At 73.0% G+C, this 5330-nt stretch carries 5 protein-coding genes; 3 read left to right on the top strand and 2 right to left on the bottom strand.

Translation table 11 applies throughout. The features are described from left to right. Positions 1–672, top strand: a 672-nt coding sequence (locus CA983_RS40250; RefSeq protein WP_425276507.1) for a DUF4328 domain-containing protein, incomplete at its 5' end; no start/stop codon positions are given. On the opposite strand, the gene CA983_RS40245 is transcribed toward CA983_RS40250, so the two are convergent. Both CA983_RS40245 and CA983_RS40240 read right to left on the bottom strand, forming a co-directional pair. After that, positions 669–1547, bottom strand: coding sequence for a putative RNA methyltransferase (locus tag CA983_RS40245; RefSeq protein ID WP_086605636.1), 879 nt, complete (start codon positions 1545–1547; stop codon positions 669–671). The genes CA983_RS40250 and CA983_RS40245 overlap by 4 nt on opposite strands. 202 nt (positions 1548–1749) lie before the next feature. After that, positions 1750–3312 carry a carbohydrate-binding protein gene (locus CA983_RS40240; protein WP_086605635.1) on the bottom strand — a complete coding sequence of 521 codons (1563 nt, stop codon included), beginning with the start codon at positions 3310–3312 and terminating at the stop codon, positions 1750–1752. A gap of 168 nt (positions 3313–3480) precedes the next feature. On the opposite strand from CA983_RS40240, the gene CA983_RS40235 reads away from it, so the two are divergent. Together CA983_RS40235 and CA983_RS40230 are read left to right on the top strand one after the other, a co-directional pair. Next, on the top strand, positions 3481–4500 hold the full coding sequence (locus CA983_RS40235) for a cytochrome c oxidase assembly protein (protein ID WP_086605634.1): 1020 nt from the start codon (positions 3481–3483) through the stop codon (positions 4498–4500). Between the two features lie 165 nt (positions 4501–4665). Next, positions 4666–5229 carry a methyltransferase domain-containing protein gene (locus CA983_RS40230; protein ID WP_244207304.1) on the top strand — a complete coding sequence of 188 codons (564 nt, stop codon included), beginning with the start codon at positions 4666–4668 and terminating at the stop codon, positions 5227–5229. Positions 5230–5330: the final 101 nt, after the last annotated feature.

Raw genomic sequence — 5330 nt, 5'->3', positions numbered from 1 at the left:
ACCCCGGGCCCCGCCCTGCGCCCGGTCCGTGGCGCCGCCCACTGCGCTGTCGCCGGGCTCGCGCTCGCCGCGCTGGCCTGGGTGGTCCGGGCGGTCTGGCACGTCCGGCTCGCCCTGGCCGGTCAGCCGGCGTCCGGCCCGCCGGACCAGGGAGGCGGCCGGCACCGCCCGCTGACCGCCCTGGAGGACTCGTACCACCTGGTCAACTCCGTGGGCGCCGCCGTCGCGGTGCTCTGCGCGCTCGCGTTCCTGTCGTGGCTGGACCGCGTCCGCGACAACGCCCGTGCCCTCTCGGGCGCGGAACCGCGGTACGGGTCTTTCTGGCTCTACCTGGGCTGGATCCTGCCCGTCGTGAACCTGTGGATACCCCGGGGCGTCGTCGCGGACGTCCACCGGTCCGTCTTCCCCGACCGGCGGCTGCCGGCCGTCGTGAACTGGTGGTGGGGTCTGTGGTTGGCCGGTCTGGCCGGCGGCGTGGGCCTCATCTACACCGACTCCACGGACGAGGTCATCGCCCGCGCCTACACCGGCGTCCTGCCCCTGCTCGCCGCCGACGCGGTGATCGTGGCGGCGGCCGGGACCGCCGCCCTCATGATCCGCACGCTCACCACGGCACAACAGCGGCGCATGGACGAGACCGCACCGACAGGACGCCCCGGGGCCGCCTCCTAACGCTCCCGCGGCCGGTACACCGACGCGACGAACGAGGCCGTCACCCGCACCGGCACCGCCAACTCCCCGATGCGCCGCCGCAGTTCCGCCTCATCGACGTGACGCGCGGCCGGGCTCATGGTCACCAGAGCGGCGACGTCCTCGGCGGTGAGGCTCATGGCGTACTCCAGCGACTCGGCGCGCTCGTGCCGGAAGTGCTCCGCCAAAGTCCGGTGCAGGCGCTCCTCCTTCCTGGGATCGACCGCCAGCAGCCCCACCGGCCGGCGCAGTTCGCGCAGGTGCCGGTCGCTGGGGGTGACGACGAGCAGGGCGCCGTCCGGCCGGAGGACGCGGTGGAACTCCGGCCCGTTGCGGGGCGCGAAGACGTTGAGCACGAGGTGGGCGCAGCCGGAGCGGACGGGCCACGGCTGCCAGACGTCCCAGCCGGCGGCCTCACCGCGGGCGTGCGCGCGGGCCGCGGCGCGCAGGGCAGGGGCCGAGCTGTCCAGCCCGAGCCCCATGGCCCCGGGGAGCGCGTCCAGGACCGCCGCGAGGTAGTGACCGGTGCCCGCCCCGGCGTCCAGCACGACGGCGTCGGGCGGGGCGAGTTCGGTGGCGAGCCCCGCGAGGGCACGGGCGAGCGGGTCGTAGTGCCCGGCCCGGAGGAACGCGCTGCGGCACCTGACCATGTCGGCGGAGTCGGCGCTCGCGGCGCGCCGGTGGCCGGTCAGCAGACTGACGTATCCGTGGCGGGCGATGTCGAAGGTGTGCCGGCCGGCGCACCGCAGCGCGCCGTCGGCACGCTCCAGGCCCGACGGGCACAGGGGGCAGGTCAGGACGGTGAGCAGCCGGTCGGACGGGCGGCGTCGGCCGGTTTCCGGATGAGTGGTCGGCATGAATGCTCCTCGACAGCTCGGCGGGACCAGGGCCGGGGCCCGACGCCGAGCTGGATGCAGGCGGTGAACGGCGAGTCGTCGGCGCCCGCGGACGGCGGGCACGCCGAGGACGGCGACGTGAGCTGGTCACGTCGCCGTCCTCACCGCGGTGTCAGAGGAAGCAGTGCGGCAGGGCGTTGCATACCAGTGCCATACGGCCAGGTTACTGGCCGCTCCCGAACGTCACGACGAGCCGCCCGTCCGAGGCGAAGGACCAGCGCAGGGCCCCGGCGTAGGAGGAGCAGCGGGAGCCGTTGGAGCCGGACCAGAACTGGTTCGAGGTGTCGGAGTCGCCGATGATCCGGTCGTTCGACCCGCTGTCGCACGAGGTGTTGTTCCGGAACACCGACGTGCTGCCCGAGTCGAAGTTGAAGTTGCGCTGCTCGTTGCCGATGCTCACGTTGTCCGAGACCTGCATCGCGCCGGTGTTGCGGTTGTAGGTGAACCCGTGCTTGCCGTTCTGGTAGGCGATGCTGCGCCGGACGATGTGATTGACCCCGATGTCCTCGCCGCCGAGCTTGTAGCCGTTGCGGTCGCCGTTGCCGGCCTGGGAGCCGTCGCTGAGGGTGCCGTTGTCGTAGGCGAGGGAGTCCTCGATGGTCACGGCGCCGATGGGGCCGGTGTCCGTCTTGGTGTAGAGGTCGTAGCCGTCGTCGATGTTGTGGTGGGCCACGGTGTAGCGGAAGACGTTGCCGGGGCCGACGGTGAGCTTGGGGGCGAAGCCGTCGGCGTCCTCGCCGTCGGAGTCGACGTTGTCGTGCGATTCCGCGCTCAGGATGAGGTTGTGGGACGGCCACTGGTCCTTGGGGGTGCTGGAGAGCGCCCGCGAGAGCTGGAGGCCCGAGTCGCGGTTGAAGCGGGTCACCGTGCGCTCGATGACGTTGTTGCTGCCGCCGACGAAGATGCCGTTGTCACCGGCCCGTTCGACGACGAGGCCCTTGACGTGCCAGTACGACGCGTTGACGGCGAGGCCGCGGTTGGCCGGGTCCTCGCTCTGGGCGGAGAAGTTCAGCACGGGCGTCTCGCCCGGGTAGGCGAAGAGTTCCGTGCGGTCGCCGGAGGTGCCGTTCTTGCCCGCCGGGATGGTGACGGTCTGGGAGTGGCGGTAGGTCCCGCCGCGCAGGTAGATCGTGCCGCCGGCGGAGATGCGGCTGATCGCGGAGGTGAGGGTCGTCGGGTTCGACTCCGTGCCGGCCGCGCCGTCGGTGCCGCCCGGCGACACGTAGAGGACCGGGCCGGTGGGATGGGGGTTGCTGTCGCCCGTCTCGATGTCGACGTAGTCGATGTTGGGCAGGCCGCCGGAGGTGGTCGGGGCGAGCCGGACGGTGTTGCTGCCCGACCGCAGCGGCACGGTGAGCGTCTTGGTCGCCCAGGTGTTCCAGGCGCCGGTGCCCTCGAAGGACGCCGTGCCGGCCGTCGTGCCGTTGACCACGATGTTCGCGGCGCGTGCRGAGGTCGTGCCGTTGGCGAAGCGGACCTTCAGGGTGGCTGTGCCGGCGGCGGGCGCGGTCACGGTGAACTGGGCGTAGCCGCCGGTGCCGTTGTCGCCGTTGCAGAACCCGCTGCCCGAGTATCCGGCCCAGTTCGATTCGATGGCACCGGCGCAGACGGCCGGCGACGTCTCGGCCTCGTACCGGGTGGTCGCCGCCTGTGCCGTGGTCCCGGACAGCGCGACGAGGCTGCCGGCCAGGAGGCCGACGGACGCGATCACTGGTCTCAGGTGCATCGTTCGTCTCCAAGGGTGGTGACGGTGGCGGAACCCGGCCGGGGTAAGCGCTTTCTGGGGAACGTAGAAGCTTGCTGTGGACGCGTCAATAGACTGGTACATGATTCTCATTCATATTCATGAACCATTGTTCGGCGTCTCCTTAACTTCGGCGGCTACCGTCCGCCCGTGAGCGAACTGTCGGCTGTGTACCTGCCGGAGCTGACCGCCGGGCGGCTGCTCGGCTCCTGGCGGCTGGACGTACCCGCGCTGCTGCTCGTCGTCGCCCTGGGCGGGCTCTACGGCTGGGGTGCCGCGCGGGTGCGCGGCCGGGGCGGTTCCTGGCCGCTCGCGCGCCTCGCCGCGTTCGCCGGGCTCGGGCTGGGCGCGATCGTCGTGGCCACGATGTCCGGCCTCGCCGTCTACGACCATGAACTGTTCTGGCCCGCCGCCGTGCAGAACGTCACCCTCGATCTGCTCGCGCCACTGGGTCTCGCCCTCGGCGACCCGCTGCGGCTCGCGGTCGAGGCGCTGCCGGAGGGCGGTGCGGGCCGGGTACGGCGGGTCATGAGCGGCCGGCTGGTCAGGACACTGACGTTCCCCCTCGTCAGCACGGTCCTGGTGCTGGCCACGGAACTGACCGTCTACTTCACGCCGTACTTCGCCACCGCGCTGCGCGTCGGCTGGCTGCACGAGCTGATGTATCTGCACCTGCTGGCGGCCGGCTGCCTGTTCGTCCTGCCGGTGCTCACCCGCGAACAGGCGCTGCCCGCCTGGTGCACCCACCCCGTCCGCGCGGCCCTGGTCTTCCTGGACGGCATCGTCGACGCCCTCCCCGGGCTGGTCGTCATGACGCACGGCACCCTGATCGCGGGTGCCTGGTACCTGCACCACGCGCCGCCCTGGTCCCCCGACGTCCACCACGACCAGCAGATCGGCGGCGGCGCCATGCTCGGCATCGCCGAACTGACCGCCCTGCCCTTCCTGCTGGCGGTCCTCGCCCAGTGGGTCCGCGCCGAGCGCGCCCAGACGGCGGTACTGGACCGCCGGCTCGACGCCGAACTCACCCCTGCCGCACCCGAATCCGGGCCGGGCCCGGCTCACGGCCTGGTGCGGCCCTGGTGGGAGACCGAGAGGAGCGAGGTGGCGGAAAGGGTGCGACGGCAAGGGCCCGGCGCCGGGCAGGCTGACGCGTATGGCGACCTATGACAGCCTCGGCGCGACCTACGCCCGGCCCCGGCGGCCCGACCCGCGGATCGCCGCGCGGATCCACGCCGCGCTCGGCGACGACATCGGGCACGTCCTCGACTCGGAGCGGGCACCGGCTCCTACGAACCACCGGAGACGGTCCTCGCGGTCGAGCCCAGCCGGGTCATGCTGGACCAGCGACCGCCGGAAGCCGCACCCGGCGTGCGGGCCGTCGCGGAACGCCTGCCGCTGCGGGACGACGCCGTCGACGCCGTGATGGCAGTGCTGACCGTCCACCACGGGTCCGACCCGGCGGCCGGGATCAGGGAACCGCGCCGGGTGGCCCGCCGCCGCGTCGTCGTCCTGACCTGGGACCAGGACGTCTTCCGTGAACGGTTCTGGCTGGTACGGGAGTACCTCCCCGAGGCGGCCGCGTTCGACGACAGCCGGGCTCTCCCCGTCGGCCGGCCGCCCTGCTCGGCGGAGCACGGCAGGAGACGGTCCCCGCTCCCCGACGACTGCACCGACGGGTTCGCCGCCGCGTACTGGCGCCGCCCCCACGCCTACCTCGACCCGCGGGTGCGCGCCGGGATCTCCCTGCTCGCCCAGACCGGCGAGGACGTCATCGCCCCCGGCCTGGCCCGGCTCGCGGACGACCTGGCGAGCGGCCGCCGGCACACCCGGCACGCCGGGCTGCTCGCGCTCGACACCGTCGACGTGGGCTACCGGCTGCTGGTGGCCGACCGCTGATCCGTGTCCGGCCCGGTCGCCGAGGGGACCGGGCGTGCCGAGGTCGGTGCGGCCGACGGGGTGCGGGGCCCGGCCGTCGGGCCGGTCGCGTCGCCCGGGAC

The organism is Streptomyces swartbergensis (assembly GCF_002148965.1).
Classification (GTDB): Bacteria; Actinomycetota; Actinomycetes; order Streptomycetales; family Streptomycetaceae; genus Streptomyces; species Streptomyces swartbergensis.
This window is presented reverse-complemented; position numbering and strand designations above follow the sequence as displayed.

Bases quoted from the DNA above. Each gene is read 5' to 3' on its own strand.
- CA983_RS40230 (WP_244207304.1), top strand. From the start codon at position 4,666: ATGCTGGACCAGCGACCGCCGGAAGCCGCACCCGGCGTGCGGGCCGTC.
- CA983_RS40245 (WP_086605636.1), bottom strand. From the start codon at position 1,547: ATGCCGACCACTCATCCGGAAACCGGCCGACGCCGCCCGTCCGACCGG.